The following is a 25,709-nucleotide window of genomic DNA, read 5'->3' as shown; positions in this document are numbered from 1 at the left end:
ACATTAACCTTTCTGAATCCGCAGGCGGTGCACTCCGTCCGGCTCATCCGGATTTTCGGGCGTCACGGCGAGAATGGAGTGGCCCAGTTCGGCTAAGGATCGGGGCACGTTCTCCAAGGGCTCGCCAGCGTTCAGCCGGACTTCAAGCGTCTGCCCGGCCGCCATGCGCTCCACCGACAACTTGGTCTTGACGAAGGTTAACGGGCACACCTCGGTGGTGATGTCCAAAAACAAATCCGGAGATTTTTTTTCGTACACTGCTTCCTCTTTAAGAGCAAAGGATGGATATTGCACGCGGCCACAAACCTCTTTATATGGAGAGGAACGCCAAGCTGCGGAGCAAGCTTACATGAGCAATGGTAACCCTTCCAACGCGCTGTTGTCTCTGACCACGGAGATCGTGGCGGCGCATGTCTCGAACAATACAGTCGCTCTCGGCGATCTTCCGACGCTGATTGAGCAGGTGTACAAGTCACTCGCGAATGTCGGGACCGAGCCGGTTGCGACGGAGGAGCGTCCGCAGCCCGCGGTGCCCATCAAGAAGTCCGTCACTCCCGACTACATTGTGTGCCTGGAGGATGGCAAGAAGCTGAAAATGCTCAAGCGCCATCTGAAGACGGCCTACGACATGTCGCCTGAGGAATACCGTGACCGCTGGGGCCTGCCGGCCGACTATCCGATGGTCGCCCCGAACTACGCCCGCCAGCGCAGCTCGCTGGCCAAGCAGATCGGTCTCGGCACCCGCGCCCGCCGCGGCGCGGCCTAAGGTCCATCCCATCGGGCTTGTGCGTTGGTGTCCGGCGGACCGCCGCTGTTCGGTCCGCCCCGGAACCCCATCGCCCGGATGTGATCTTTTCTTCCTTCCCGCGTGATCATTACTGTCCCGCCTTGCCGCCGTCCCCGTTCGCCGGGGCCGGACCTTGTGGCTTGCCCGGAGTCCGGGCTCGCCGGGGGCGGGTTCGTCACGTTGCGGTTGACCGGCAGCCGGCCATTCGTGTTATCCCTGTTCCGTGCCCGACGGGTCTCCGGAAGGGGAACCGACGGTTGCCGCGACCCGAACAACGCCAGCGAAGCGTCGAGTATGGCTGATACAGGCACGGACCAGGGCAGCTCTTCGGATCTGCGCATGGGCTCCCTCGAAGTGCGGCTGGCCGAAAGCGCCGCCGAGATCGACTGGGCGCAGGCACTGCGCTACCGCGTCTTCTATGAGGAGATGTCGGCGGTGCCGTCGCCGGACATGGCCGCGCGCCATCGCGACTTCGACGATTTCGACACCATCTGCGACCATCTGCTGGTCATCGACCACGCCCGCGGCGACGGCCCGGAGTCCGTGGTCGGCACCTACCGGCTGATCCGCCGTCCGGCGGCGGCCAAGGCCGGGCGCTTCTATTCCAGCGACGAATACGACATCGGGCGGCTGGTCAGCTATCCGGGGGAGATCCTGGAGCTGGGGCGGTCCTGCGTCGACGCCGCCTACCGCACGCGCGGCAGCAGCATGCAGCTTCTGTGGCGCGGCATCGCGGCCTACGTCTTCCATCACGACATCGCGGTGATGTTCGGCTGCGCCAGCCTGCCGGGCACCGACCCGGTGGCGATGGCCGAGCCGCTCGCCTATCTCCATCACTTCCATCTGGCCCCGGAGGAGCTGCGCCCCGTGGCCCTGCCGGAACGCTACATCGGCATGGATCTGATGCCCCGCGACCGGATCGACCCGAAGCGCGCGCTGACTGTTCTTCCGCCGCTGATCAAGGGCTATCTGCGGCTGGGCGGCTTCATCGGCGACGGCGCGGTGATCGATCACCAGTTCAACACCACCGATGTGTCGATCGTGGTGAAGACGGACCTGATCACCAACAAATACTCCAAGCATTATGAGCGGCGCAGCCGCGACGCCCAGATCGCGTGACCCGCGATTGCATCAGGAGACGGGTGGCATGACGGCGGTGGATGCAACCGGTGCGCGCCCTCTGGGATCGCCGGTGCGTGGCGGCCTGCGTCTGGCGGTCTATCTGCTGTGGACGCTCCTGCTGGTTCCGGTGCAGGCGCTGGCCGTCGCTGTGCGCTCGCCGCTGCGCTTCCGGATACCGCAGTTCTATCACCGGGTCTGCGCCGCCATCCTGGGCATCGGGGTCGTGGTGCGTGGCCAGCGCGCGACGGACGGGCCGGTGCTGTTCGTCTCCAACCATTCCTCCTACCTCGACATCACGGTGCTGGGGTCGGTCATTCCAGGGTCGTTCGTGGCGAAGAGCGAGGTGGCCGGCTGGCCCTTCTTCGGAGCGCTGGCGAAGCTCCAGCAGACCGTCTTCGTGGAGCGCAAGGCCCGCGCCGGCGTGGAGAAGCAGCGGGACGAGCTGGGTGCCCGGCTGGACGCCGGCGACAGCCTGATCCTGTTCCCCGAAGGCACCTCCAGCGACGGCAACCGCACGCTCCCTTTCAAGACGGCGCTGTTCGCGGTGGCCGCCCGGCGCATCGGGGACCGGCCGCTGACCGTGCAGCCGGTCAGCATCGCGCCGACGCGGCTGGACGGCATCCCGATGGGGATCGCCTTCCGTCCCTGTTACGCGTGGTACGGCGACATGGATCTCGCCCCGCATTTGTGGACGGTCTTCACGCTGGGCCGCATGACGGTGGAGGTGGAGTTCCATCCCCCCGTGACCATCGAGGGCTTCTCCAGCCGCAAGGCCCTGGCCGACCATTGCCAGCGTGCCGTCGCCCGGGGCGTGGAGCGCGCGGTGTCCGGAAAGCCGCCGCCCCCCGTCGTTCCGTGACGGAAACTTTCCACACCACGGAATGGGCCGCGGAATGGGCCGCGAAATGAATGGTCGGCCTGCGGGCACGATTGACTCGTTTTCCCGCACTCGTGCTACCATATCGACAGGGTGCGATGCCGCGACGCGGCGGGTCGCGCGCCGGATTGCGCCGCTCGGACCGGTGCCGTCCAGGCGCGCGTTTTTGTATTGGTCAAGATCGCGGTTGGCCCAGATCGCGGTTGGTCGGATCGTTCAGTGCTGTGGAAGGGATCGTTGAGTAAGAAGCTCTTCATCAAGACCTGGGGTTGCCAGATGAATGTCTACGACTCCGCCCGCATGGCGGATGTCTTGGCACCCCTGGGCTACCGGCCGGTGGACGAGCCGGACGGCGCCGACATGGTGATCCTCAACACCTGCCACATCCGCGAAAAGGCCTCCGAGAAGGTGTTCTCGGAACTGGGTCGCCTGCGCCAGCTCAAGGACGTCAAGGCCGAGGCCGGCGATGGCCGGATGATCGTCGCCGTCGCCGGCTGCGTCGCCCAGGCCGAGGGCGAGGAGATCGTGGCCCGCGCCCCCTTCGTGGACATGGTGTTCGGACCGCAGACCTATCACACCCTGCCGGAGATGGTGGCGAAGGCCAGCCGCAAGACGGGCAGCGTGCTGAACACCGACTTCCCCGTGGAGTCCAAGTTCGACTTCCTTCCGGACGAGAGCGCCAGCCAGGGCGTCTCCGCCTTCCTGGCGGTGCAGGAGGGCTGCGACAAGTTCTGCACCTTCTGCGTGGTGCCCTACACCCGCGGCGCCGAGTTTTCGCGCCCCGGCGCCCAGATCGTGGCGGAGGCCCGGCGCCTCGTCGCCGGCGGCACGCGGGAAATCAACCTGCTCGGCCAGAACGTCAACGCCTGGCACGGGGAGGGGCCGGACGGCACGACCTGGGGCCTTGGGCGGCTGGTCCGCGAACTGGCGGACATCGACGGGCTGGAGCGCATCCGCTACACCACCTCGCACCCGCGTGACATGGAGGACGACCTCATCCGCGCCCACGCCGAGGTGCCGCAGCTCATGCCCTACCTGCATCTTCCGGTGCAGGCCGGGTCGGACCGCGTGCTGGCGGCGATGAACCGCAAGCACACGGCGGACGACTACCGCCGCATCGTCGACCGGCTGCGCGCCGCCAAGCCCGATCTGGCGCTGTCGGGCGACTTCATCGTCGGCTTCCCCGGCGAGAGCGACGCCGACTTCGCGGCGACCCTGCGCCTCGTCACCGACGTCGGCTACGCCCAGGCCTATTCCTTCAAGTACAGCGCGCGTCCCGGCACGCCGGCGGCGCTGGAGCATGGCCAATTGCCGGAGGACGTCAAGGACGCCCGTCTGGCCGCGCTTCAGCAGTTGCTGAACGCGCAGCAGCAGGCCTTCAACCAGAGCTTCGTCGGGCGCACCGTGCCGGTCCTCTTCGACCGCGTGGGCAAGCGCGCCGGCCAGCTTCTGGGCAAGAGCCCTTATCTGCAGTCGGTGCACGCCGACGCCACCGAGCGGCTTCTCGGCCGCATCGTGGAGGTGCGCATCGACGCCGCCCATCCGAACAGCCTTGCCGGCAGCGTGGCGACCGGTGAATACCGCAGCTCCGCCACCGGCACGCAACCCGTGGAGGCGACCGTTTGAACGGCTTGCCCGATCAGCGCCCTGACCAGCGCCCCGATCAACGCATTGATCTGAATTTCGACGACAACCGGCTGCTGCCGATGCTGTACGGGGAGCATGACCGCCACCTCGCCCGCATCGAGAACCAGCTGGGCGTCTCCCTGATTTCCCGCGGCAACACGCTGACCATCGCCGGTCCGGCGGAATCGTCGGAAGCCGCCCGTTCGGCCATCGACGCCCTCTATGAGCGGCTGAAGCGCGGCATGACCGTCGGCACCGGCGAGGTGGACGCCGCCGTCCGCATGGCGACCGGCGTCGGCGGTGCCGTGCGCGACCAGAATCTGGCGACGCTCAGCCGGGGCGAGGTCGCGGTGCGCACCCGCCGCAAGGGGGCCATCACCCCGCGCTCCCCCATGCAGGCGGCCTATCTCCAGGCGCTGGCGGAAAGCGAGATGGTCTTCGGGCTCGGCCCGGCCGGCACCGGCAAGACCTACCTCGCCGTCGCGCAGGCGGTGGCGCTGCTGACCACGGGCCAAGTGGACCGCATCATCCTGTCGCGCCCCGCCGTCGAGGCGGGGGAACGTCTGGGCTTCCTGCCCGGCGACCTCAAGGAGAAGGTGGATCCCTATCTGCGCCCGCTCTACGACGCGCTGCACGACATGCTGCCGGCGGAGCAGGTGAAGAAGCGGCTGGAGTCCGGTGAGATCGAGATCGCGCCGCTCGCCTTCATGCGCGGTCGCACGCTCGCCAACGCCTTCGTCATCCTGGACGAGGCGCAGAACACCACGCCGATGCAGATGAAGATGTTCCTCACCCGCCTGGGCGAGGGGGGCCGCATGGCGGTCACCGGCGACATCTCGCAGACCGACCTTCCGGCCGGCACCAAGTCCGGCCTGCGCGAGGCGCTGGACATCCTGGAAGGGGTGGAGGGCATCCGCTTCGTCCATTTCACCGCCGCCGACGTGGTGCGCCACCCGCTGGTCGCCCGGATCATCCGCGCCTATGACCGTGCCGAGGGGACCCGCGCCGCAAGCGACCGCACCGATGGCCAGCGCAAGCCCGCCCCCCGGCGGGCCGCCGCGGATGACGGCGGGCCGGCTGCGGAGGGAACACCGTGATGGCCGTCGATGTCGCCGTTTCACGTGAAGCGGGCGATTGGGCGGAGAACGCCGAGTGGCTGTGCGAGCGCGCGGCGCTCGCCGCGCTCGCCGTCACTTACGACGAGGAGGAGGGCCCGGCGGAACTGTCCGTCGTGCTGGCCGACGACGCGCTGGTGCACCGGCTGAACCGGGAATACCGTGGCAAGGACAAGCCGACCAACGTGCTGTCCTTCGCCCTGACCGAAGCGGAGGAGCCCGAACTGGGCGAAGACGCGCCGGTCATGCTGGGCGACGTGATCCTGGCTTGGGAGACCGTCGCCCGCGAAGCCGCCGAGCAGGGTAAAACCCCTTCGGACCATATGACCCACCTTGTGGTGCATGGCGTTCTTCATTTGCTCGGGTATGATCACGAGACGGATGACGAGGCCGAGGAGATGGAGCAGCTCGAAACCGACGTGCTCGCCACCCTCGGCATCGCCGATCCGTACGCCGCCACGCGCTCTCCGCCCGGGGAGCCGAATTTGGACGAACAACCGCCGGACCGATGAGCGAGATTTCCGACAGTCGAACGCCCCGTGAAGACGGGGCCGAAGATCAACAATCCTTGGGCCACCTGTTTCGCGGGTGGATGAGGACCGTCCTGGGGGGGCGCGACGACGCCACCCTGCGTGCCACGATCGAGGAACTGATCGAGGATCAGGACAGCGGCGAGGGATCGCTGGGGGCGGGCGAGCGCGCCCTGCTTGCCAACATCCTGAAGCTGCGCGACCGCACCGTCGACGACGTGATGGTGCCCCGCGCGGACATTGTGGCGGTGGAGGTGGACACACCGTTTCCCGCCTTGGTCCAGCGCATGGCGGAGGAAGCCCATTCCCGCCTGCCGGTGTTCCGTGAAACGCTCGACGACGTCGTCGGCATGGTCCACATCAAGGACGTGCTGGTGGCGATGGCCAGCCGGACACCGGTCGAACTCAAGGACATCGTGCGCGATCTCAGCATCGTCGCGCCCAGCATGCCGGTGGTCGACCTGCTGGTGCAGATGCGCCAGAAGCGCCAGCACATGGCGCTGGTGGTCGACGAGTTCGGCGGCATCGACGGCCTCGTCACCATCGAGGATCTGGTCGAGGAGATCGTCGGCGAGATCGAGGACGAACACGACGAGGAGGCGACTCCCCACTTCGTCGAACGCCCCGACGGATCGATCATCGCCGACGCCCGCGTTTCCATTGAGGATTTCGAGGACCGTGTCGGCGCCTTCCTGACCGAGGAGGAGCGCGAGGACATCGACACGCTCGGCGGTCTCGTCGTGTCGCTGGCCGGGCGGGTGCCGGGCCGCGGGGAGACGCTGACCCACCCCTCCGGCCTGGAGTTCGAGATCGTCGAGGCCGACCCCCGTCGCATCAAGCGACTGCGCGTCCGCACCGCGCCGGCCGAGAATTCCGCCCTGGCCGAGGTCGGGTAAGCCCCGCAGGGTTTTTCACCACGAAGACACGAAGGACACAAAGACGGCACAAAGAGGCTCTACCGCACCCCCGGGATCACGGGCGAAGCGGAGAGCGTCTTTGTGGCCCTTTTCGTGTCTTCGCGCCCTCGTGGCGATTCCGTTTCCAGACCGTCCCCCGTCCCGACAGCCGTCACCGGCCCACCCGCATCCGGAGTGTCACCCCTTGACCGTCACCGATATAACGACCACCCCAGCCCGGCTGGGCCGCCTGTCCGCGGGTCTGGCCGGGCTGACCGGTTGGCGCCGGCTGCTGGCGGCGGCGGGCTTCGGCGGGCTGGCGACGCTGGCCCTGCCGCCGGCCGACGCGGTGCCGCTGCTGCTGATCGCCTTTCCGGGTCTGCTCTGGTTGCTCGACGGGGCAGGGACCAAGCGGCAGGCCTTCGCGGTCGGCTGGTTCTTCGGCTTCGGCCATCACCTGCTCGGCCTCTACTGGATCAGCGCGGCGCTGTTCACCGACATCGAGCGCTTCTGGTGGGCGTTGCCGCTGTCGGCGGCGGGCCTGCCGATCCTGCTGGCGATGTTCACCGGCTGCGCCACGCTGCTGGCCTGGACGCTGAAGGGCAGGGGGCTGGGGCGGCTGGTCCTGTTTGCCGCCTCCTGGGCGCTGTTCGAATGGCTGCGCGGCCATGTCTTCACCGGGTTCCCGTGGAATCTCATCGGCTATGGCTGGACGGGCGTCCTGCCGGTTCTGCAGGGCGTCTCGCTGATCGGCATCTATGGGCTCAGCCTGCTGACCGTGTTGGTGGCGTCGCTGCCGGCGGGGCTGGCCGATCCGGCGGTGCCGCGCCGCCGCGCCTGGGGCGCGCTGGCCGCCGGGTTGGCGCTGTTCGCGGCGCTGGGCGCCTGGGGCGGGTTGCGTCTGGCCGGGGCGTCCGACGCGACGGTGCCCGGCGTGCGGCTTCGGCTCGTCCAGCCGGCCATCGACCAGCGGCTGAAATGGGCGGCGGGCGAGCGGGTGCGCAACGTCCAGCAGCAGATGGAACTCTCCGTGGCCCCCTCCACGGAATCCGCGACCGCCGAGCCGATCACCCACGTGATCTGGGCGGAGACCGCGGTGCCCCTGTTCCTTGACCAGGACGCCCGCCTGCGCCAAGCGCTGGGCTCGGTCACCCCGCCCGGCGGGTTGCTCATCACCGGGGTGCCGCGCATGGAAGCCGGGCCGGAGGGCGAGCCGCTCTATTACAACAGCTTGGCGGCGGTCGACGGCAGCGGGGCGGTGACAGGGCGCTTTGACAAGTTCCACCTCGTCCCCTTCGGCGAATACATGCCGCTGCGCCGCTGGCTGCCGGTCGGCGCGATCGCCGGCAACGGGGCGGAGTTCTCCGCCGGGCCGGGACCGGTGTCGCTCGATCTCAAGGGCCTGCCGCCGGTCAGCCCGCTGATCTGCTACGAGGTGATCTTCCCCGGCGCCGTGCTGCCCGCCGTGGCGGACGGCGCCGAACGGCCGCGCTGGATGCTCAATCTGACCAACGACGCCTGGTACGGCAACACCGCCGGCCCGTATCAGCATTTCGCCATCGCCCGGACCCGCGCGGTGGAGGAGGGGATGCCGCTGGTCCGCGTCGCCAACACCGGCATCTCCGGCGTGGTGGACCCCCACGGCCGCGTCACAGCCATGCTGCCGCTTGGTCACAGGGGTGTGGTCGACGCGGCCTTGCCGGAAGCGCTGCCCACCCCCACTCTCTACGGGAAGGTGGGCGACAGCGCGTTTGGGTTGCTTCTTTTGACCTGTTTCGCGGTCGGCCTGCGCGCACGACATCGCAGTTAGCGCAACCGAGACTCTTTTTTCAATCACGCGCATCGGGAGCGCTCGGGCGGCCTTGACTGCATACATGGATATGTCGTATCAAGGTTGCACAACTGTTTCAGGGAATTAGAGCAATGCAAGCAACGCCAGCGCGGGGCCGCCGGGCCACTGCCGGCCGTCCCAAGACGGGAAAGCCGAACCCGATCGACGTTCACGTCGGTTCCCGCGTCCGGTTGCGCCGGACCCTTCTGGGCATGAGCCAGGAAAAGCTGGGTGAGGCCATCGGCCTGACCTTCCAGCAGGTGCAGAAGTACGAGCGCGGCGCCAACCGCATCGGCGCGTCGCGCCTGTTCGATCTGAGCCGCGTGCTGGACGTGCCGGTGTCCTTCTTCTTCGACGACATGCCGGCGGAAGCCGCCGCGGCCCCGGTTGACGACGACGAGGGCGGCGCCGCCGGTTTCGAGGAGCGTTCGGGCGGCTACGAGCCGGATCCGATGGCCAAGCGCGAGACGCTGGAGCTGGTGCGCGCCTACTACCGCATCAACGACCCGTCGGTCCGCAAGCGCCTGTTCGAGCTGACCAAGGCCGTCGCCAATTCCGGCATGGTCGAAGCGGCCGAATAATACGGTTCAGAGACCCGAGCCGAGCAACCGGAAGCAATCCGGACGGCAGGAAGATTGGGGAACGCGGCCCTCCGGCCCGTTCCCCAAAGTTTTTTTTAGGCGAATTTCCGTGCCTCTCCTCCAACCCCGGGGAGATCGCTTGACCTGGAACGCAAACCTTGTCACATACGGCAAATGACTGGCTTTCCGTGGGTGCTGCGCCGGTCATCCCCAAATATTCTGTAAAATAGCCCCCGTCCATTGCCGAGGTTCGCCGTGGCCAAGCTCAACTACGTGTTCACCAGCGAGTCCGTGTCCGAAGGCCATCCGGACAAGGTGTGCGACCGCATCTCCGACGCCATCGTCGATTTGTACCTGTCGCACGACCCTTACGCCCGCGTGGCGGTGGAGACGCTGGCGACCACCAACCAGATCGTGCTGGCCGGTGAGGTGCGTGGGCCGGAGAGCATCACCCCCGACATGCTGGTCCAGGTCGCCCGCGCCGCGGTGAAGGACATCGGCTACGAGCAGGACGGCTTCCATTGGGAGAAGATGGACGTCAAGTGCTTCGTCCACTCGCAGTCCGCCGACATCGCGGTCGGCGTCGACGCCGCGGGTGAGAAGGACGAGGGCGCCGGCGACCAGGGCATCATGTTCGGCTACGCCTGCAACGAGACGCCGGCTCTGATGCCGGCGCCGATCTACTACAGCCACGCCATCCTGAAGTCGCTGGCCGAGGCCCGCCACTCCGGCGCCGCCCCGCAGCTCGGCCCCGATGCCAAGAGCCAGGTGACGCTGCAGTACGAGAACGGCAAGCCGGTGCGCGCCACCGCGGTGGTCGTCTCCACCCAGCATGCCGACGGTCTGACCCAGGAAGAGGTGCGCGAGATCGTCCGGCCGCACGTCATCAACTGCCTGCCGGCGGGCTGGATGTGCGACGAGGCGAACTTCTACGTCAACCCGACCGGCCGCTTCGTCATCGGCGGCCCGGACGGCGACGCCGGCCTGACCGGCCGCAAGATCATCGTGGACACCTACGGCGGCGCGGCCCCGCACGGTGGCGGCGCCTTCTCCGGCAAGGACCCGACCAAGGTCGACCGTTCCGCCGCCTACGCCGCGCGCTACCTCGCCAAGAACGTGGTCGCCGCCGGCCTGGCCGAGCGCTGCACGATCCAGCTCTCCTACGCCATCGGCGTGTCGAAGCCGCTGTCGGTCTATGTCGACACCCACGGCACGGGGAAGGTGGACGAGGATCGGCTGTCGGAAGTCCTGCAGAAGCTGGTCGACCTGTCCCCGCGCGGCATCCGCACGCATCTGGGCCTGAACCGGCCGGTCTACGCGCGCACCGCCGCCTACGGCCATTTCGGCCGCGAGGCGGAGGCCGACGGCGGCTTCTCCTGGGAGAAGACCGACCTCGTCAACGATCTGCGCGCCGCCTTCTTCTAAGACCGGCTTCTTCCAAGACCGGACCCGTTGGTCCGGGATGCAGGGGCCGTGCGGCCCCTGCACTCGTTTTGGGACCCTGCTGTTACAATGACCGATTCCTTCCTGGACTCGTCCAAAAGGCTCTACGGGCGGCGCAAGGGGCGCCCGCTCCGCAAGCGCAAGACCGAACTTCTCGATGGGCTTTTGCCGTCGCTGGAAATCCCGGCGCCGCAGCCGGGCGACCGGATCGACCCCCACGCCCTGTTTCCCAACCCCATGCGCGACGTTTGGCTGGAGGTCGGCTTCGGCAGCGGCCACCACATGGCGTGGCAGGCGGCGAACAACCGCGACGTCGGCGTGCTCGGGGCCGAGCCCTTCATCAACGGCGTGGCCGGCCTGCTCAAGCTGGTCGATGACGAGGGCGTTCAGGACAACGTCCGCATCCTGCCGGACGACGCCCGCCCGCTGCTCGACGCCCTGCCGGACGCCTCCATCGGGCGCGCCTTCGTGCTGTTCGCCGATCCCTGGCCGAAGAAGCGCCATTGGGAACGCCGGTTCATCGGCCCGGACAACCTGCCGCGCCTCGCGCGCGTGCTGAAGGACGGGGCGGAACTGCGTCTGGCCAGCGACGACATGGGGCTGGTGCGCTGGATGCTGGAGCACACGGTGCGGCACCCGGATTTCGAATGGACCGCGCGCGGCCCGTCCGACTGGCGCCATCGCCCGGCGGACTGGCCGCCGACCCGCTATGAGGAAAAGGCCATCGAGGCCGGGCGCAAGCCGGTCTTCCTGCGCTTCATCCGCAAGGCGCGGGGGTAGACACCACCGGCTCCCCATAATGCTCCACCACCGGGAACGGCTCGTAGAAATGGTGGAGCATCGCCTTCCAGCGGGCGTAGCGGTCGGACCCGCGGAAGCCTTCGGTGTGGTCCTCCAGCCGGTCCCAGCGGACGAGCAGAAGGTAGCGGTCCGGCGCCTCGAGGCACGGCCGCACCTCCAGCCCGAGGAAACCGGGAGTCGCGGCGATCAGGGGCTGCGCCTCGGCCATCGCCCGTTCGAAGGCGGGACCTTGGCCGGGCTTGACCGCCAGGAGGGCCGTTTCGAGGATCACGGTGCCATACCTCCTCAGGACGCTGCGCGTGGCTAAGGGTCGCCAAAGCCTTGGCTTTGCCTGGGACTTTACCCCCGCCGGACCCGCCCACCAAGCGCCTGGCATAGGACCTTGCGGAAAAGCGCTTGCGGCTTGCTCCGGAATGTCTATATTCACCGCATGAACCCATACGGATCGGCGGCTCGGGAAACCGGGCCGGCGGGACGCTTTGCGGGTGGGCCTTGGCCCACTTATTTTTTTATCAGCGTATGGAATCCCCGTGTTGGTCCCAGGGCGCTGTGCCAGGGGAGACCGCGGGGGCGGGTCAGGTGGAATGGAAGCAACCGGTCGTATCGAGCAGATCATCACGCCGTCGGTCGAGGCCATGGGCTACGAACTCGTGCGTGTGCAGTTGACCGGTGGGCAGCGCATGGTTCTGCAGGTCATGGCGGAACGCGCCGACGGCGCGCCCATGACGGTCGAAGACTGCGCCGACATCAGCCGCGCGATCTCCGCGGTGCTCGACGTTGAAGATCCGATCAAGAGCGCCTACACGCTGGAGGTCAGTTCGCCCGGCATCGACCGGCCGCTGACCCGTCTGAAGGATTTCGAGCGTTTCGCCGGTTTCGAGGCCAAGCTGGAGACCCGGCTCGCCGTCGATGGCCGCAAGCGCTTCAAGGGCATGCTGAAGGGCGTCGAAGACGGCCTCGTGTGCATCGAATCGGAACAGGGAGCCGCCCGGCTGGAGTTCGACAACATCCTGCGCGCCAAGCTGGTCTTGACGGATGAACTGATCCGCGCCAGCCAGGGCCAGGGTTGACGGCCGCTCCGGGCTTCACTCGAAGAACAAACGCCAGTCCAGGAAGTGTGACGGATGGAACTGCTGCAAGTCGCTGACGCGGTTGCCCGCGAAAAGAACATCGACCGGGACGAGGTCCTGGAGGCGATGGAGCAGGCGATTCAGAAGGCCGGGCGCTCCAAGTACGGCCACGAGCACGACATCCGCGCCCGCATCGACCGCAAGACGGGCGACATCCACCTGACCCGCCACCTGGAGGTGGTCGAGGCGGTGGAGAACGAGGCGACCCAGGTGACCCTCGCCTACGCCCAGCGCCGCAAGCCCGGCGCCCAGGTCGGCGACTTCCTGGTCGATCCGCTGCCGCCCATCGACTTCGGCCGCATCGCCGCCCAGACGGCCAAGCAGGTCATCGTCCAGAAGGTCCGCGACGCGGAGCGCAAGCGCCAGTTCAACGAGTACAAGGACCGCACCGGCGAGATCGTCAACGGTCTGGTCAAGCGCGTCGAGTACGGCAACGTCACCGTCGATCTGGGCCGCGCCGAAGCGATCCTGCGCCGCGACGAGCTGCTGCCGCGCGAGCACTTCAAGAACGGCGACCGCGTGCGCGCCTACATCTTCGACGTGCGCGAGGAAGCGCGCGGCCCGCAGATCTTCCTGTCGCGCACCCATCCGATGTTCATGGCGAAGCTGTTCGCGCAGGAAGTGCCGGAGATCTACGACGGCATCATCGAGATCAAGGCGGTGGCCCGCGACCCGGGCTCGCGCGCCAAGATCGCGGTGATCAGCAACGACAGCTCCATCGACCCGGTCGGCGCCTGCGTCGGCATGCGCGGCAGCCGCGTCCAGGCGGTCGTCGGCGAGCTGCAGGGCGAGAAGATCGACATCATCCAGTGGAACCAGGAGCCGGCGACCTTCATCGTCAACGCCCTGGCCCCGGCCGAGGTCGCCAAGGTCGTGATGGACGAGGACAACAGCCGCATCGAGGTGGTGGTGCCCGACGACCAGCTGTCGCTGGCCATCGGCCGTCGCGGCCAGAACGTGCGCCTCGCCACCCAGCTCACCGGCTGGGACATCGACATCCTGACCGAGCAGGAGGAGTCGGAGCGCCGCTCGGACGAATTCCGCACCCGCTCGCAGCTCTTCATGGAAGCGCTGGACGTGGACGACGTGATCGCCCATCTCCTGGTCGCCGAAGGCTTCACCTCCGTGGAGGAGATCGCCTACGTCGAGACCGAGGAGCTGGCCGAGATCGAAGGCTTCGACGAGGATGTGGCGGAGGAGCTGAAGCAGCGCGCCCTCAACTTCCTCGACGAGCAGGACGTCCGCATGACCGAGAAGCGCCAGGCGCTCGGCGTCGAGGACGCGGTGGCGGAAGTCACCGGCTTCAGCCCGACCCTGCTGGTGAAGCTGGGCGAGAACGGTGTGAAGACGATGGACGACCTTGCCGACCTCGCAGCGGACGAGCTGCGCGACATTCTCGGCAAGGAGGCCCCGACGGAAGACGAGGCCAACGAGATCATCATGGCCGCCCGTGCCCACTGGTTCGACGGCGAGGAAGGCGCGCCCACCGCGGCGCAACCCTCCACCGACGACCAGGCGGCGCAGAGCTGAGCCGGGACTTAGGACGCACAAACGGTACGGATGGTTGGGCTGAGCGACAGGAACGAACAGACTCCGGCGGACGGTGAACCGGACGACCTCCCGGTCGAAGGGGAGGCGCTGCTGCCGGCGGACCTGGAAAAAGGTCCGCTGCGCCGCTGCATCGCCACCGGAACCGTGCAGCCGAAGGACGGCATGATCCGTTTCGTGGTATCACCCGACGGCGAGATCGTGCCCGATCTGGAGGAACGGCTTCCGGGCCGCGGCCTCTGGCTGTCGGGGGACAAGGCGGCCTTCACGAAGGCTGTGGCAAAGAACATGTTCGCCAAGGCGGCGCGGCGCGCGGTGCGCGTCCCGCCCGATCTGGCGGAGCGGCTGGAGAGGCTGCTGGAGCGGCGGTGCCTGGATGCCTTCGGGCTGGCGCGCCGGGCCGGGCAGGCCCTGGCCGGATACGAAAAGGTGCGCGAGGCGCTGAAGACCAACCAGGTCGGACGCGCCGGACCGCCCTATCTGCTGGTCGAGGCCAGCGATGGTTCGCCCGACCAGCGGGGCAAGATCACAGCGCTGGCGCCGGACATGCCGGTCGTGGACCTGTTCGACGCCGCGGCGATGGCCGCGGCCCTGGGACGGGAAAACGCCGTGCACGCGGTGGTGGCGCGCGGGAAGCTGGCCAAGGGATTGGCCCGCGACTCCGCGCGTCTCAAGGGTATCAAAGGCTTTGTCGCCGGCTCTCCGCCGGCCGGCCACGTAAGCAACGTCTGACCATTCGGGAACCGATGACCGACAGCAACGACCAGGACCAAAAGAAAGTCTTGCACCTCTCCGGCTCCGGCAAAGGGAAGCTGGAGCTGAAGAAGCCGGTCGAGACCCAGGTCCGGCAGAGCTTCTCCCATGGCCGGTCGAAGCCCGTGACCGTGGAGGTCAAGCGTAAGCGGGCCGTGGAGAAGGGCGCCCTTCCGGGCGTGGCCGACGGCGGCGCCGCCGCGCGTCAGGCCGCCCAGGGCATCCCCGTCCGCGGTGTGCCGGGCCAGCGCCAGCGCGGCGGTGGCGGCGGCGCCGTCCGTCAACTGACCAACCAGGAACGCGAGGCGCGCATCCGCGCCCTGCAGGGGGCGGCTGAAGACAACCGCCGCCGCGCCGAGGAGGAGGCCGAGGCCGCCGTCCTGGCCGCCGAGGCCGCCGCCCGCGCCGCCGAGGAGGAGGCGTCCCAGCCGGCCCAGGTGGTCGAGGAGGAGCCGGAGATTCTCGACGCCGAGACTCTGCGCCAGCGCGAGCTGGCCGAGCTGCGCGGCATCGAGGAGGCGGAGCGCGCCAAGGCCCAGGAGGCCGAGCGCCGCCGCCAGGAAGAGGAAGCCAAGCGCAAGGAGGCCGAGGAGGCCAAGCGCAAGGACACCGAACAGACCCGTCCGCAGGGTGCGGGCGCCCGTCCCGCCGCCGGCGCCGCCGGTCCGCGCACCGCGGCCACCACGGAGGCTCCGGCCGCCCGTGGTCCGGGCGCTCCGGCCGCTCCCCGCTTCGGCGAGGAAGAGGACGACCGCCGCGGCAAGCCCGGGAACAAGAAGGCCCCGGCGCCGGCTCCGGTCCGCAAGGCCGCTCCGGGCGCCGACCGCCGCAAGGGCTCCAAGATGACCGTCTCGCAGGCGCTGAGCGACGAGGGTGGTGAGCGCACGCGCTCGCTGGCCGCCGTCCGCCGTGCCCGTGAGCGCGAGCGGCTCCGTCAGATGAGCCGTCAGGAGACGCAGAAAGTGACCCGCGACGTCGTGCTGCCCGAGGTCATCACCGTCCAGGAGCTGGCGAACCGCATGGCGGAACGCGGCGCGGACGTGATCAAGCAGCTCATGCGCATGGGCGTGATGGCCACCATCAACCAGACGATCGACGCCGACACGGCGGAGCTGATCATCGCCGAGTTCGGCCACCGCGTGCGCCGCGTGTCCGAGGCGGACGTCGAGGTCGGCCTGCGCGGCAACGACGACATCGAGACGGCGCTGATGCCGCGTCCCCCGGTCGTCACGATCATGGGCCACGTCGACCACGGCAAGACCTCGCTGCTCGACGCCCTGCGTCAGACCGACGTGGTCAGCCGCGAGGCCGGCGGCATCACCCAGCACATCGGCGCCTATCAGGTTCAGCTGGAGTCGGGTGCGAAGATCACCTTCATCGACACGCCGGGCCACGCCGCCTTCACCGAGATGCGCGCCCGCGGCGCCAACGTCACGGACGTGGTGGTGCTGGTCGTCGCCGCGAACGACGGCGTCATGCCGCAGACGATCGAGGCGATCCATCACGCCAAGGCCGCGAAGGTTCCGATCATCGTCGCCATCAACAAGATCGACCTGCCCGACGCCAAGCCGGAGCGTGTCCGCCAGGAACTGCTCCAGCACGAGTTGGTGGTGGAAGAGCTGGGCGGCGACATCCAGACCGTGGAAGTGTCGGCCAAGGCCAAGCGCAACCTGGACAAGCTGGAGGAGGCCATCCTCCTGCAGGCGGAAATCCTGGAGCTGAAGGCCAACCCGGAGCGCACCGCCGAGGGCGTCGTGGTCGAGGCCAAGCTCGAGCGCGGCCGCGGTTCGGTCGCCACCGTGCTGGTCCAGCGCGGCACGCTGAAGGTCGGCGACGTGTTCGTCACCGGGTCGGAGTGGGGCCGTGTCCGCGCCCTGGTCAACGACCGCGGCCAGAGCGTTGAGCAGGCCGCCCCGGCCAGCCCGGTCGAGGTGCTTGGCCTCAACGGCACGCCGCTCGCCGGCGACGACTTCACCGTCGTCGAGTCGGAAGCCCGCGCCCGTGAGATCGCCGAGTTCCGCCAGCGCAAGAAGCGCGAAGCCGCCAACGCGGCGTCGGCCCGCGGCTCGCTGCAGGACATGTTCAGCCGCATCCAGGCCGGCGAGGCCAAGGAACTGCCGGTCGTCATCAAGGGCGACGTGCAGGGCTCCATCGAAGCGATCTCCAACGCCCTGGAGAAGCTCACGGCGGAGAACACCGAGGTCAAGGTCCGCGTGCTGCACGCGTCGGTGGGTGCGATCAACGAGTCCGACATCACGCTGGCGAACGCCTCCAACGCGATGGTCATCGGCTTCAACGTCCGCGCCAACCCGCAGGCCCGCGACATGGCCAAGCGCGACGGCGTCGAGATCCGCTACTACTCGATCATCTACAACGTGATCGACGACGTGAAGGCGGCCCTCACCGGCATGCTGTCGCCGACCCTGCGCGAGCGTTTCATCGGCTACGCCGAGATCCGCGAGGTGTTCAACATCACCAAGGTCGGCAAGGTCGCCGGTTGTATGGTCACCCAGGGCACCGTCAAGCGCGGCGCCGGCTGCCGCCTGCTGCGCGACAACGTCGTCATTCACGAGGGCACGCTCAAGACGCTCAAGCGCTTCAAGGACGAGGTCAAGGAAGTGCGCGAGGGTTACGAGTGCGGCATGGCCTTCGAGAACTACGACAACATCCTGGCCGGCGACATCATCGAGGCCTTCGAGATCGAGGAGGTGGCGCGCGAGCTGTAAGCCCGCCGCCGCATCCCGGCTCACGGACCGGTTACAGATGACGTTACAGATGACAAGGGCGCCCATGCGCCCTTGTCGTGTTTTCGCGGAGGGACAGATCCCTCTCGCACCGCATTCGGGATCGACAGCATGAGAAAGAAACACGATCTGGCCGGAAAGCCGCCGTCCCAGCGCCAACTCCGCGTCGGCGAGGAGATTCGCCACGCCCTGGCGGAGCTGTTCCGGCGCGGTGACTTCCACGACCCCGAACTGGCGGAACTGAACGTCACGGTGACCGAGGTCCGGATCAGCCCGGACCTGCGCAACGCCACCGCCTTCGTCACCCCGCTCGGCGGCGGCCCGATGGACGAGACCTTGTCGGCCCTGCGCCGCGCCGCACCCTTCCTGCGCGGCCAGATCGCGCGCGCCATCAACCTGCGCCACGCCCCGACGCTGAGCTTCGAGGCCGACACCTCCTTCGACTACGCCGGGCGCATCGACGCCATCCTGCACAGCCCGGCGGTTGCCCGCGACGTCGGCTACCGCTCGCTCGCCGACCGTGTGAACGGCGACGACGATCATGACGACGAGGACGACGGCTGGGACGAGGAGGACGAGAACGAGACGGACGACCTCGACGACGACGACCTCGATCCCGATGATCTCGACGACGAGGACGACGACGACGAGGATGAGGGCAACGGCGGCGAGGGCGAGGGGCGCCGTGGCTCGTAAGCGCAAGGGCGAACCGATCCACGGCTGGATCGTGCTGGACAAGCCGGCGGGGATGACCTCGACGCAGGCGCTGTCCAAGGTGCGGCGCCATCTGAACGCCGAAAAGGCCGGGCACGGCGGCACGCTGGACCCCATCGCCACGGGCATCCTGCCCATCGCGCTGGGCGAGGCGACCAAGACCGTCTCCTACGCCATGGACGGCGAGAAGACCTACCGCTTCACCGTGGCCTGGGGCACCCGCACGACCACCGACGACCGCGAGGGCTCGGCGGTGGAAACCTCCGCGGTGCGTCCCGACGCCGAGGCGATCCGCGCCGCTCTGCCCGGTTTCCTGGGCTTCGTCGAACAGATCCCGCCGCAATACTGCGCGCTCAAGATCAACGGCGAGCGCGCCTACGACATCGCCCGCGAGGGTGAGGTGGTGGACATCGCCCCCCGCACCGTCCGCATCGACCGGCTGGATCTGATCGAGATCCCGGACGCCGACCACGCGGTGCTGGAGGTGGATTGCGGCAAGGGCACATACGTCCGCTCCATCGCCCGCGACCTCGCCGAACGGTTGGGGACGGTGGGGCACATCCGCGATCTGCGACGCCTGCGCGTCGGGTCTTTCACGCTGGACGGGGCGATTTCCCTGGACGATCTGACCGCGATGGAGCAAGGTGCCGCGGTCGAAAGACTTCTGCTGCCGATCGAGACCGCGCTGGACGACATCCCGGCGCTGGCCCTGACGGACGCGGAAGCGCACCGACTGAAGCACGGCCAGACGGTGGCACTCCTCACCCGGCAGGACCGCGAACGCCTCACGGCGCTGCGCGGCGATGTTGGTGGGGATGGCACCGTCATTGCGCTTTTCGGCGGCAAGCCGGTGGCGCTGGCGCGCGTGGAAGGGGCGGAGGTCCGTCCGGTGCGCGTTCTCAACCTATGAACGATGGAGACCCCGATGTCGATCACGCCCGATCGCAAGCAGGAACTCATTAAGGACTATTCGCGCGGCACCAACGACACCGGTTCGCCCGAGGTCCAGGTCGCGATCCTGTCCGAGCGCATCCGGAACCTGACCGAGCACCTGCAGGGCCACAAGAAGGACTTCCACTCCCGCCGTGGTCTGCTGGTGATGGTCGGCCAGCGCCGCCGTCTTCTCGACTATCTCAAGAAGAAGGACAACAGCCGCTACGCCACGCTCATCGAGCGTCTGGGCCTGCGTCGCTGATTTCCAAAAGGCGTCCGTCCTGGTGACCGAACATCCGTCCCGATCAGCGCTCGACCCGCCGCACCGCGTTCCGGTGCACCGGGGAGCGTCGCGCCGGTCGGGACGTTCGGTTGTTCGCGAAGGCATGTTCTAGTCAGACGGCCGGCCCGGACCTTCCGGGACCGGCCGTTTGATTTTTTAGCCCTTTTCGGGTTTTGCCCTTTGTTGGGTTTTCACATGCGGGGTCCGACGACCGATGACCCCGGCTTAGGCCAGCAATCCGGCGGGCCTAGGTGTCGGATGGAAGGAAGAATCCATGTTCAAAGTTTTCCGCAAAGAAATCGAATGGGGTGGACGCAAGCTGACGTTCGAGACGGGCAAGATCGCTCGTCAGGCCGACGGCGCGGTGCTGGTCACCTATGGTGAGACCACGGTCCTCTGCACGGTGGTCGGCGCCAAGTCGCCGAAGCCGGGCGTCGATTTCTTCCCGCTGACGGTCAATTACCAGGAAAAGTCCTTCGCAGCCGGCAAGATTCCCGGCGGTTTCTTCAAGCGTGAAGGCCGCCCGACGGAGAAGGAGACGCTGGTCAGCCGCCTGATCGACCGTCCCATCCGTCCGCTGTTCGCCGATGGCTTCCGCAACGAGACGCAGGTCATCTGCACCGTGCTGAGCCATGATCTGGAGAACGATCCGGACATCGTCGCGATGGTCGGCACCTCGGCCGCGCTGACGATCTCCGGCATCCCGTTCCTGGGTCCGATCGGCGCCGCCCGCGTCGGCTACATCGACGGCCAGTATGTGCTGAACCCGACCATGGACGCCATTGACGGTTCCGCGCTCGACCTCGTGGTCGCCGGCACCCGCGACGGCGTGCTGATGGTCGAGTCGGAAGCGCAGGAGCTGACCGAGGAGGTCATGCTGGGCGCCGTCGTGTTCGGCCACACCGGTTTCCAGCCGATCATCGACGCCATCATCGACCTCGCCGAGGAATGCGCGAAGGAGCCGTGGGACCTGCCGGCCCCGGCCTATGACCGCGCCGCCGTGAAGGCGAAGCTGCGCGACACCGTTGGCGCCGACGTCGAGGCTGCCTACACCGAGACGGTCAAGCAGGTCCGCTACGAGAAGATCGGCGCCGCCAAGGCGAAGGCGCTAGAGACCCTGGCCGAGTCCTTCGAGACCCAGGCCATCGCGACCGAGTTCAAGGAGCTGGAGGCCGACATCCTGCGCGGCGCCGTCCTGAAGACCGGCCGCCGCATCGACGGCCGCGACACCAAGACGGTCCGCCCGATCGTGTCGGAGGTCGGCGTGCTGCCGCGCGCCCACGGTTCGGCCCTGTTCACCCGCGGCGAGACGCAGGCCCTGGTCGTCACCACGCTGGGCACCAGCCAGGACGAGCAGATCATCGACGCGCTGGAAGGCGAGTACCGCGAGCATTTCATGCTCCACTACAACTTCCCTCCGTACTCGGTGGGCGAGGCCGGCCGCATGGGCTCGCCGGGCCGCCGCGAGATCGGCCACGGCAAGCTGGCGTGGCGCGCCATCCACCCGCTGCTGCCGAAGAAGGAAGACTTCCCCTACACGCTCCGCGTGGTGTCGGAAGTGACCGAGTCCAACGGCTCGTCCTCGATGGCGACGGTCTGCGGCACCTCGCTGTCGCTGATGGACGCCGGCGCGCCGCTGCCGCGCCCGGTGGCCGGCATCGCCATGGGCCTGATCAAGGAAGACGACGGCTTCGCGGTCCTGTCGGACATCCTGGGTGACGAGGATCACCTGGGCGACATGGACTTCAAGGTCGCCGGCACCGAGAAGGGCATCACCGCGCTCCAGATGGACATCAAGATCACCTCGATCACCGAGGAGATCATGAAGATCGCCCTGGGCCAGGCCAAGGACGGCCGCCTGCACATCCTGGGCGAGATGGCCAAGGCGCTGACCGGCGCCCGCGAGGCGGTGAACGAGAACGCCCCGCGCATCACCGTGATCAACATCCCGAAGGAGAAGATCCGCGACGTGATCGGCTCCGGCGGCAAGGTGATCCGCGAGATCGTGGAGCAGACCGGCGCCAAGATCGACATCGAGGACGACGGCACGGTCAAGGTCGCCGCGGTGGACACCAAGGCCGCCCAGGCCGCCATCGACTGGATCAAGGGCATCGTCGCCGAGCCGGAAATGAACGTGATCTACACCGGCAAGGTCGTGAAGGTCGTCGATTTCGGCGCTTTCGTGAACTTCCTGGGCTCCCGCGACGGCCTCGTCCACATCTCCGAGCTGGCGGCGCAGCGCGTCGGCAAGGTGTCGGACGTGGTGTCGCAGGGTGACTCGGTGAAGGTGAAGGTCATCGGCTTCGACGACCGCGGCAAGGTGAAGCTGTCGATGAAGCAGGTCGACCAGGCCACCGGCGAAGACCTGACCAAGAAGGACGGCCCCGCCGCCTGATGATTGGGTTTCCCCCTCCCTCGCACCAGCGGGGGAGGGCGCCTCTCTTCCCCCTCCCCTGCGACAGCGGGGGAGGGTCGGGGAGGGGGCAAGGCGCCGAAAGGCGCCTTTTTCTTTGTCTGACCCCCTAAAGCCGCTCCGCCCCGAACGTGTCGCAGGCGTTCAACTGCCCCGTCTCCAGCCCTTTGCGGAACCATTGCACCCGCTGGGCGGAACTGCCGTGGGTGAAGCTGTCCGGCGTCACCGTGCCGCGGGACTGGCGCTGCAGCCGGTCGTCGCCGATGGCGCTGGCCGCCGTCAGGGCCTCCTCGACATCGCCGGGCTCGATGATCTGGCGCTCGCGGTTGGCGTGGTTGGCCCACAGCCCGGCGAAGCAGTCGGCCTGAAGCTCCAGCCGCACCGACAGCCCGTTGGCCTCGGCCTTGGACCCGGCCTGCCGCTGGGCCTGCTGCACCCGGTCGGAAATGCCCAGCAGGTTCTGCACATGGTGGCCGACCTCGTGGGCGATCACATAGGCCTGGGCAAAGTCGCCCGGCGCGCGGAAGCGGTCGCGCAGGTCGCGGTAGAAGCTGAGGTCGATGTACACCTTGCGGTCCAGCGGGCAGTAGAAGGGTCCCATCGCCGCCTGGGCGAAGCCGCAGCCAGAATCCACGGTGCCGGAGAACAGCACCAGCGCCGGGTCCTGGTAGGTGCGGCCGATCTGCTGGAACTGGGCGGCCCAGGTGTCCTCCGTATCGGCGAGGACGACGGAGACGAAGCGCTTCAACTCGTCGTCGCCACCGTCGCGTGGGGCGTCGGATTGCTCGTAACGGGCCTGTTCCTGCGGGGCGGTGCCTTGCAGCAGGTCCAGCGGGTTGATGCCGAGCAGAAGCGAGACCACCACGATCACCGCCAGCCCGCCGATACCGATGCCGCCACGTCCGATGGGGATGCCGATGCCGCCGGTGCGGAACCCGCCGCTTCCTGGCGTGCCGCGCCGGTCCTCGACATTCTCGCTCTCGCGACCGTCCTGCCACCGCATCGCCCGCTCCTCCCCCGACGCACTGCCAGAGGAAAACCAGCGAGGGGGCTTGGCTGTTCCGGCGCTCCGCCGGATGCGTCAACCACGCGCTTGACCGCAAGCGGGGCCGTGCCATTTCCTAAGGCATGAACCACCGCTCCTTCGTTCCGACGGAACCCGCAACCGACACCGGCCCGCTGCCCTTTCGCGTGTACTGGTGGCAGGCTCTGGTCTTCTGGCTGCTCACCAACACTTATGGCGTGTTCGAGCGGGGCGGGGAGCCCTTTCCCGGCTATCAGCCCTCGCCGCTGCAGCCGCCGGGCTGGGCCTTTCCCGTCGTCTGGTTCAGCATCAGCCTGATCCAGCTTTGGGGCTGCGTCCGGCTGCTGAACGCGCCTTGGACGATCCGCTGGCGCCCGGCACTGATCGGGATGCAGGGGGCGCTTTGGCTGCTCTACGCCAGCTTCGGATTCGCCTATTTCACGATGGGAAGCCCGATCCTGGCGGCGGCCTGGACCATCGCCTACTTCATCATCGCCTCGACCTGCGTGCTGCTGGTCTGGCTGGACGACCGCGCCATCGCGGCGAGCTGGATGCCGCTGGTGCTGTGGACCGGCTTCGCCTCCATCGTCGCCGTCCATGGCGTCGTCCTGAACCCGGACCCGCTGTTCGGGCTCGGGCCGGGGCTGGGGACGCGCTGATCAGCCGCGGTAGCGGTGCGTCGCCCCGGTGAAATCCTCCGCCAAGTATCCACCTTCGCCGTTGGGGCCGCCCTCGCCGTCGGGCCGCACCCAGCCCGGCGCGGCGGGCGCCTTGCCATGCCCGCCGGGGATGTCCAGCACGTAGGTCGGTTGGCACAGGCCGGAGACGCGCCCGCGCAGTCCCTTCACCAGCGCCTGTCCCTCGGCCAGGGTTGGCCGGAAATGGCTGGTGCCGGCGGCGAGGTCGGGGTGATGCAGGTAATAGGGTTTGATCCGGTTGCGCACCAACCCCCGGAACAGCGCCTCCAGCGCCGCCGCGTCGTCGTTGATGCCCTTCAGCAGCACCGTCTGGCCCAGCAAGGGGATGCCGGCATCGGCCAGCCGGGCCAAGGCGCCGCGCGCCTCTTCCGTCAACTCGCTGGCGTGGTTGACGTGGACGGCCATCCAGGTCGCCAGTTCCGGTGCCTTCAGCGCCTCGACCAGCTCCGCCGTGACGCGCGCCGGGTCGGCGACCGGGATGCGGGTGTGCAGCCGGACCACCCCGACATGGGGGATGTCGGACAGGCTGCGGACGATGTGGGACAGGCGCCGCGGCGACAGCAGCAGGGGATCGCCGCCGGTCACCACGACCTCCCACACCTCGGGATGCGTACGCACATACGCGAGCGCGGCGTCCAGCTCCTCGGGCGACAGGGCCTCGCCGCCGGGGCCGACCATTTCCCGCCGGAAGCAGAAACGGCAATAGACCGCGCAGGCGTGCAGCGGTTTCAGCAGGACACGGTCGGGATAGCGGTGGACGATGCCCTTCACCGGGCTGCGCACCACGTCGCCGATGGGGTCCTCGCGTTCCTCCGGCGCGGTGTACGCCTCCTCGGGGGAGGGGATGTACTGCGCGTACAGGGGATCGCCGGGCGCGGCGTTCTCCAGCGCTCCCAACAGGTACGGAGTCAGGGCGATGGCGTAGCGGTCGGCCACGGCGGCCACGGCTTCGCCCGCCGCAGGCGTCATCAGCCCGGCGGCCACCAGATCGGTCACGCTGTGGGCTGCCTTCATCGCTCGTTCCCGATCCACCGCTTTGCGCCTAGTATGAGAGGCCCGCTCTTACTCCCGCAGGACCCATGCTGTCGACTCTTCCCCGCCTGATCGGCCACCGCGGCGCCAAGGAAAGCGCGCCGGAAAACACGCTCGCCAGCCTGCGCGAAGCCGCCCGCCAAGGCGCCGCCTGGGTCGAGGTGGACGTGATGCTCACCCGCGACCGCGTGCCGGTGCTGATCCACGACGACACGCTGGAACGCACCACCAGCGGCGCCGGTCCGGTGCCGGACCTGACCCTGGCGGAGCTGAAGGCGTTGGACGCCGGCTCCTGGTTCGACGCCCGTTTCGCCGGCGAAACGGTGCCGACCCTGGAGGAGGCGCTGGGCTTGATCCGCAAGTTGGGCCTTGGGCTGAATCTGGAGATCAAACCCTATCCCGGCCAGGAGGTGCCGACGGCGGAAGCCGCGCTGGATCTGCTGAAGCGGCTGTGGCCCGGCGGCCTGCCCCTGCTGGTGTCCAGCTTCGAGGTGCCCTGCCTGGAGGTGGCGCGCGATCTGGCGCCGGACATCCCGCGCGGCTACCTGCTGTGGGACCCGCCCGCCGACTGGGCGGCCATCGCCGACCGCATCGGCGCGGCCACGCTGAACGTCCACCAGAACCGCCAGACGGCGGAGAGCGTCGCCGCCTACCGCGCCACCGGGCGCCCGGTGCTGGCCTACACGGTCAACGAGGCGGCGCGGGCGCGCACGCTGTTCGGCTGGGGCGTGGCCGGCGTCTTCACCGACGCGCCGGGCCGACTGGCGGCCGAGCTGGCCAAACAGACGCTCCCGTAAAGCGGTTGCCCTTGGGACCGTCGGTTGACGT

General features: G+C 68.3%; 25 protein-coding genes. 21 read left to right on the top strand and 4 right to left on the bottom strand.

All coding sequences use genetic code 11. The features are described from left to right. Nucleotides 1–3: 3 nt before the first annotated feature. Entirely contained in the window at nucleotides 4–294 is a 291-nt protein-coding gene (locus H0B54_RS07010; RefSeq protein ID WP_247894941.1) for a sulfurtransferase TusA family protein, read from the bottom strand. A 55-nt stretch (nucleotides 295–349) separates the two neighbouring features. On the opposite strand from H0B54_RS07010, the gene H0B54_RS07005 reads away from it, so the two are divergent. From H0B54_RS07005 to trmB, 11 genes are all read left to right on the top strand, one after another. After that, a complete protein-coding gene (locus tag H0B54_RS07005; protein WP_014238866.1) occupies nucleotides 350–766 on the top strand; it encodes a Ros/MucR family transcriptional regulator in 417 nt (138 codons plus the stop codon). Nucleotides 767–1,081: 315 nt separating this feature from the next. Further along, a complete protein-coding gene (locus H0B54_RS07000) occupies nucleotides 1,082–1,906 on the top strand; it encodes a GNAT family N-acetyltransferase (protein ID WP_188259766.1) in 825 nt (274 codons plus the stop codon). Nucleotides 1,907–1,934: 28 nt separating this feature from the next. After that, nucleotides 1,935–2,768 (top strand): lysophospholipid acyltransferase family protein, encoded by an 834-nt coding sequence (locus tag H0B54_RS06995; RefSeq protein ID WP_188259765.1) that lies wholly within the window; start codon nucleotides 1,935–1,937, stop codon nucleotides 2,766–2,768. A 255-nt stretch (nucleotides 2,769–3,023) separates the two neighbouring features. Next, entirely contained in the window at nucleotides 3,024–4,412 is a 1,389-nt protein-coding gene (gene miaB, locus H0B54_RS06990; RefSeq protein ID WP_188259764.1) for a tRNA (N6-isopentenyl adenosine(37)-C2)-methylthiotransferase MiaB, read from the top strand. 5 nt (nucleotides 4,413–4,417) lie between these two features. Next, entirely contained in the window at nucleotides 4,418–5,509 is a 1,092-nt protein-coding gene (locus H0B54_RS06985) for a PhoH family protein (RefSeq protein WP_188259908.1), read from the top strand. Beyond that, the gene (ybeY, locus tag H0B54_RS06980; protein ID WP_188259763.1) at nucleotides 5,509–6,039 is read left to right on the top strand and encodes an rRNA maturation RNase YbeY; all 531 of its coding nucleotides are present in this window, start codon (nucleotides 5,509–5,511) and stop codon (nucleotides 6,037–6,039) included. The genes H0B54_RS06985 and ybeY overlap by 1 nt, the downstream gene beginning before the upstream one ends. Further along, nucleotides 6,036–6,953, top strand: coding sequence for a hemolysin family protein (locus H0B54_RS06975; RefSeq protein ID WP_172428292.1), 918 nt, complete (start codon nucleotides 6,036–6,038; stop codon nucleotides 6,951–6,953). The genes ybeY and H0B54_RS06975 overlap by 4 nt, the downstream gene beginning before the upstream one ends. Nucleotides 6,954–7,158: 205 nt before the next feature. Beyond that, nucleotides 7,159–8,763 (top strand): apolipoprotein N-acyltransferase, encoded by a 1,605-nt coding sequence (lnt, locus tag H0B54_RS06970; protein WP_188259762.1) that lies wholly within the window; start codon nucleotides 7,159–7,161, stop codon nucleotides 8,761–8,763. A 113-nt stretch (nucleotides 8,764–8,876) separates the two neighbouring features. Next, the gene (locus H0B54_RS06965) at nucleotides 8,877–9,365 is read left to right on the top strand and encodes a helix-turn-helix domain-containing protein (protein ID WP_094301438.1); all 489 of its coding nucleotides are present in this window, start codon (nucleotides 8,877–8,879) and stop codon (nucleotides 9,363–9,365) included. A gap of 255 nt (nucleotides 9,366–9,620) precedes the next feature. Further along, a complete protein-coding gene (gene metK, locus H0B54_RS06960) occupies nucleotides 9,621–10,790 on the top strand; it encodes a methionine adenosyltransferase (RefSeq protein WP_094301439.1) in 1,170 nt (389 codons plus the stop codon). 87 nt (nucleotides 10,791–10,877) lie between these two features. Beyond that, nucleotides 10,878–11,588, top strand: coding sequence for a tRNA (guanine(46)-N(7))-methyltransferase TrmB (gene trmB / locus H0B54_RS06955; RefSeq protein WP_094301440.1), 711 nt, complete (start codon nucleotides 10,878–10,880; stop codon nucleotides 11,586–11,588). Here the strand turns inward: trmB and H0B54_RS06950 are convergent. After that, entirely contained in the window at nucleotides 11,566–11,880 is a 315-nt protein-coding gene (locus tag H0B54_RS06950; RefSeq protein ID WP_188259761.1) for an antibiotic biosynthesis monooxygenase, read from the bottom strand. The two genes, trmB and H0B54_RS06950, sit on opposite strands and share 23 nt — an antisense overlap. A gap of 313 nt (nucleotides 11,881–12,193) precedes the next feature. On the opposite strand from H0B54_RS06950, the gene rimP reads away from it, so the two are divergent. The 8 genes from rimP (at nucleotide 12,194) to pnp (ending at nucleotide 22,109) form a co-directional block, all read left to right on the top strand. After that, a complete protein-coding gene (gene rimP / locus H0B54_RS06945) occupies nucleotides 12,194–12,679 on the top strand; it encodes a ribosome maturation factor RimP (RefSeq protein WP_094301442.1) in 486 nt (161 codons plus the stop codon). Nucleotides 12,680–12,733: 54 nt separating this feature from the next. Further along, nucleotides 12,734–14,269 carry a transcription termination factor NusA gene (gene nusA, locus H0B54_RS06940; RefSeq protein ID WP_094301443.1) on the top strand — a complete coding sequence of 512 codons (1,536 nt, stop codon included), beginning with the start codon at nucleotides 12,734–12,736 and terminating at the stop codon, nucleotides 14,267–14,269. A gap of 30 nt (nucleotides 14,270–14,299) precedes the next feature. Next, nucleotides 14,300–15,019 carry an RNA-binding protein gene (locus H0B54_RS06935; RefSeq protein WP_188259760.1) on the top strand — a complete coding sequence of 240 codons (720 nt, stop codon included), beginning with the start codon at nucleotides 14,300–14,302 and terminating at the stop codon, nucleotides 15,017–15,019. A 14-nt stretch (nucleotides 15,020–15,033) separates the two neighbouring features. Continuing rightward, complete coding sequence (gene infB, locus H0B54_RS06930; RefSeq protein WP_188259759.1) at nucleotides 15,034–17,766, top strand: translation initiation factor IF-2; 2,733 nt, start codon at nucleotides 15,034–15,036, stop codon at nucleotides 17,764–17,766. A gap of 129 nt (nucleotides 17,767–17,895) precedes the next feature. Then, entirely contained in the window at nucleotides 17,896–18,480 is a 585-nt protein-coding gene (gene rbfA, locus H0B54_RS06925) for a 30S ribosome-binding factor RbfA (protein ID WP_188259758.1), read from the top strand. Continuing rightward, complete coding sequence (gene truB, locus H0B54_RS06920; protein WP_188259757.1) at nucleotides 18,470–19,408, top strand: tRNA pseudouridine(55) synthase TruB; 939 nt, start codon at nucleotides 18,470–18,472, stop codon at nucleotides 19,406–19,408. The genes rbfA and truB overlap by 11 nt, the downstream gene beginning before the upstream one ends. A gap of 15 nt (nucleotides 19,409–19,423) precedes the next feature. Next, complete coding sequence (gene rpsO / locus H0B54_RS06915) at nucleotides 19,424–19,693, top strand: 30S ribosomal protein S15 (protein WP_035670129.1); 270 nt, start codon at nucleotides 19,424–19,426, stop codon at nucleotides 19,691–19,693. Between the two features lie 295 nt (nucleotides 19,694–19,988). Further along, nucleotides 19,989–22,109: a polyribonucleotide nucleotidyltransferase gene (pnp, locus tag H0B54_RS06910; RefSeq protein ID WP_094301448.1), complete on the top strand. Its 2,121-nt coding sequence runs from the start codon at nucleotides 19,989–19,991 to the stop codon at nucleotides 22,107–22,109. A gap of 127 nt (nucleotides 22,110–22,236) precedes the next feature. Here the strand turns inward: pnp and ypfJ are convergent, their stop codons facing one another. Further along, nucleotides 22,237–23,130 (bottom strand): KPN_02809 family neutral zinc metallopeptidase, encoded by an 894-nt coding sequence (ypfJ, locus tag H0B54_RS06905; RefSeq protein WP_188259756.1) that lies wholly within the window; start codon nucleotides 23,128–23,130, stop codon nucleotides 22,237–22,239. A 125-nt stretch (nucleotides 23,131–23,255) separates the two neighbouring features. Between ypfJ and H0B54_RS06900 the strand changes: the two genes are divergently transcribed. Then, the gene (locus H0B54_RS06900) at nucleotides 23,256–23,810 is read left to right on the top strand and encodes a TspO/MBR family protein (RefSeq protein ID WP_188259755.1); all 555 of its coding nucleotides are present in this window, start codon (nucleotides 23,256–23,258) and stop codon (nucleotides 23,808–23,810) included. Here H0B54_RS06900 and H0B54_RS06895 read toward each other — a convergent pair whose 3' ends face one another. Further along, a complete protein-coding gene (locus H0B54_RS06895; RefSeq protein WP_188259754.1) occupies nucleotides 23,811–24,863 on the bottom strand; it encodes a lysine-2,3-aminomutase-like protein in 1,053 nt (350 codons plus the stop codon). 65 nt (nucleotides 24,864–24,928) lie between these two features. Between H0B54_RS06895 and H0B54_RS06890 the strand changes: the two genes are divergently transcribed. Continuing rightward, nucleotides 24,929–25,678: a glycerophosphoryl diester phosphodiesterase gene (locus tag H0B54_RS06890; protein ID WP_188259753.1), complete on the top strand. Its 750-nt coding sequence runs from the start codon at nucleotides 24,929–24,931 to the stop codon at nucleotides 25,676–25,678. Nucleotides 25,679–25,709 lie beyond the last annotated feature (31 nt).

Origin of the sequence: Azospirillum tabaci (genome assembly GCF_014596085.1) — a bacterium.
In the GTDB taxonomy this organism is placed as follows: Bacteria; Pseudomonadota; Alphaproteobacteria; order Azospirillales; family Azospirillaceae; genus Azospirillum; species Azospirillum tabaci.
This window is presented reverse-complemented; position numbering and strand designations above follow the sequence as displayed.

Coding starts and splice junctions, on each gene's coding strand:
- H0B54_RS06900 (WP_188259755.1), top strand. CDS start 23,256: ATGAACCACCGCTCCTTCGTTCCGACGGAACCCGCAACCGACACCGGC.
- H0B54_RS06895 (WP_188259754.1), bottom strand. CDS start 24,863: ATGAAGGCAGCCCACAGCGTGACCGATCTGGTGGCCGCCGGGCTGATG.
- trmB (WP_094301440.1), top strand. CDS start 10,878: ATGACCGATTCCTTCCTGGACTCGTCCAAAAGGCTCTACGGGCGGCGC.
- ypfJ (WP_188259756.1), bottom strand. CDS start 23,130: ATGCGGTGGCAGGACGGTCGCGAGAGCGAGAATGTCGAGGACCGGCGC.
- H0B54_RS06995 (WP_188259765.1), top strand. CDS start 1,935: ATGACGGCGGTGGATGCAACCGGTGCGCGCCCTCTGGGATCGCCGGTG.
- pnp (WP_094301448.1), top strand. CDS start 19,989: ATGTTCAAAGTTTTCCGCAAAGAAATCGAATGGGGTGGACGCAAGCTG.
- ybeY (WP_188259763.1), top strand. CDS start 5,509: ATGGCCGTCGATGTCGCCGTTTCACGTGAAGCGGGCGATTGGGCGGAG.
- H0B54_RS06975 (WP_172428292.1), top strand. CDS start 6,036: ATGAGCGAGATTTCCGACAGTCGAACGCCCCGTGAAGACGGGGCCGAA.
- rimP (WP_094301442.1), top strand. CDS start 12,194: ATGGAAGCAACCGGTCGTATCGAGCAGATCATCACGCCGTCGGTCGAG.
- rpsO (WP_035670129.1), top strand. CDS start 19,424: ATGTCGATCACGCCCGATCGCAAGCAGGAACTCATTAAGGACTATTCG.
- H0B54_RS07005 (WP_014238866.1), top strand. CDS start 350: ATGAGCAATGGTAACCCTTCCAACGCGCTGTTGTCTCTGACCACGGAG.
- H0B54_RS07000 (WP_188259766.1), top strand. CDS start 1,082: ATGGCTGATACAGGCACGGACCAGGGCAGCTCTTCGGATCTGCGCATG.
- H0B54_RS06965 (WP_094301438.1), top strand. CDS start 8,877: ATGCAAGCAACGCCAGCGCGGGGCCGCCGGGCCACTGCCGGCCGTCCC.
- H0B54_RS06890 (WP_188259753.1), top strand. CDS start 24,929: ATGCTGTCGACTCTTCCCCGCCTGATCGGCCACCGCGGCGCCAAGGAA.
- rbfA (WP_188259758.1), top strand. CDS start 17,896: ATGAGAAAGAAACACGATCTGGCCGGAAAGCCGCCGTCCCAGCGCCAA.
- nusA (WP_094301443.1), top strand. CDS start 12,734: ATGGAACTGCTGCAAGTCGCTGACGCGGTTGCCCGCGAAAAGAACATC.
- H0B54_RS06935 (WP_188259760.1), top strand. CDS start 14,300: ATGGTTGGGCTGAGCGACAGGAACGAACAGACTCCGGCGGACGGTGAA.
- infB (WP_188259759.1), top strand. CDS start 15,034: ATGACCGACAGCAACGACCAGGACCAAAAGAAAGTCTTGCACCTCTCC.